Below are 1,950 nucleotides of genomic sequence, written 5' to 3'. Positions count from 1 at the left end.
CACCATCGCCGGGCCGCAGCGAAGGTAGGGTTCTCTTCGTCAGGCTTGACCGCTGAGGCTGCTGAGAGGATCGCGGCGACTTCCTGCTCTCGAAACGTCCTCTCTCGCTCCACGACCCGCCTAGCCCGTCTTATTCACGAGGGCAGTGGATCTGTGGTGGCGAGCGTAGCGTAAAGCATTGATGTGGCTTAGGGATTGGGTGCTGACGCCAAGTCCTCAGACCAGATCGAGCCCGCCACGCCCGCCATGTCCGATCCTACGTGTCTGCCGTTCGCGTTTCCATCGGTTCGAGGCAAGAAGCTCACAGCTGCTTTCGACGGCGGACGCCTGACCTCGGACGGGGGCGTCCTGTTGCTCGCTCAGGCTGCCCGGCGGATGCAGATCGGTGAGAAGCTCGCCGCGGTGATCCCCGACCGGCGTGACCCGAGCCGGATCGTGCATCCTCTGCCCGAGATCCTGCTGGCGCGCATCCTGGCCATCGCCTGCGGGTACGAGGATGCCGACGACCTCGATCACCTGCGCGTCGATCCCGCCTTCAAGCTCGCCTGTGGTCGCCTACCCGACAGCGGACGCGACTTGATGAGCCAGCCCACCGTCTCGCGGCTGGAGAACACGCCGGGCCTGCGTGACCTGATCCGGCTCGGACGGGTGCTGGTCGACCTCTACTGCGCCAGCTACGCCGCGCCACCGGCGGCTGTCACGCTGGATATCGACGACACCTGCGACGTGGTCCATGGCCAGCAGCAACTGTCGCTGTTCAACGCCCACCACGACGAACGCTGCTTTCTCCCCATCCACGTCTACGACACCGCCACCTCGCGCCCGGTGGCGATGATCCTGCGGCCGGGCAAGACGCCTTCGGGTCGCGAAGTCCGGGGCCATCTGCGTCGTCTGGTCCGGGCGATCCGCCGACACTGGCCGACGACCGCGATCACGATCCGTGGCGACGGCCATTACGGGCGGCCCGAAGCGATGGACTGGTGCGAGGACAACGACGTCGCTTACGTCTTCGGCCTGACCGGCACCAAGTCGCTCACCGCCAAGGTCGAGCCGACCGCCGATCACATCCGGGTCGAGCGGGCCCTCAGCAACACAGATGCCGTGCGCGGCTTTGCTGAGACCACGCACGCAGCCAAATCCTGGCGGCAGCACCGCCGCGTCGCCGCCCGCATCGAGGCGACCCGCCTTGGCCTCGACATCCGCTACGTGGTCACGAACATCGCCACCGGTACGCCCGAATGGCTCTACGCCGAGCTGTACTGCGCCCGCGGACAGGCCGAGAACCTGATCAAGCTCCATAAGGGCCAGCTCGCTTCCGACCGCACCTCCTGCCGGCATCCGGCCGCCAACCAGATGCGGCTCGTGCTGCACACCGCCGCCTATTGGCTGATGCTGACCGTGCGCGACGCCATCCCGGCTCCCCATCGCCTGGCCAAGGCCGAGTTCGCGACGATCCGCCTGCGCCTGCTCAAGCTTGGGGCTCGCATCCACGAGACCACTGCCCGTGTTCGTCTCGCCTTCGCCGCCGCCTGTCCCGAGGCCGACTTGCTGCGCCATATCGCGGGCGCACTCGCCCCAGCGCCAGCCTGAACCACGGGGCGTGATGCCCCATCGACACCGCTCCCGTCCCTCCAGCGCCGACAGCACAACCAGATCCATACGCGTCAGGACAGACGCACGATCCCGCTCGCCTTCAGCTCAAAACACGTCGCCAGCCAAACCCTGGTGAATAAAGCGGGCTAGGGCCGCCGATTGGCTTCACCGCTTTCGCAATCGAGATGAACGTGGCAGTCCGGCTCGGACTGATCTCATCTCATTCGTATGGTGGCGGACTCCCGATCATCCCTGCTGCCATTTTCGATGCTGCAGTGGTCTCGTATCTAGTCGGCGGTGTCCAGGCTCTATTTACCGCACTCGTTGCGCTGATCGCCTTAGGGCGCAATGCAGGAA

Annotated in this window: 1 protein-coding gene; it reads left to right on the top strand. The window is 65.9% G+C overall.

Annotated features, from left to right (window positions below):
- The first annotated feature begins 246 nt into the window (after nt 1-246).
- On the top strand, nt 247-1,590 hold the full coding sequence (locus tag C1631_RS25160) for an IS1380-like element ISMex4 family transposase (protein ID WP_043765794.1): 1,344 nt from the start codon (nt 247-249) through the stop codon (nt 1,588-1,590).
- The last annotated feature ends 360 nt before the right edge of the window (nt 1,591-1,950 follow it).

The sequence above is a fragment of the Chryseobacterium phosphatilyticum genome, from assembly GCF_002899825.2.
GTDB lineage: Bacteria > Bacteroidota > Bacteroidia > Flavobacteriales > Weeksellaceae > Chryseobacterium > Chryseobacterium phosphatilyticum.
This window is presented reverse-complemented; position numbering and strand designations above follow the sequence as displayed.

Bases quoted from the DNA above. Each gene is read 5' to 3' on its own strand.
- C1631_RS25160 (WP_043765794.1), top strand. From the start codon at position 247: ATGTCCGATCCTACGTGTCTGCCGTTCGCGTTTCCATCGGTTCGAGGC.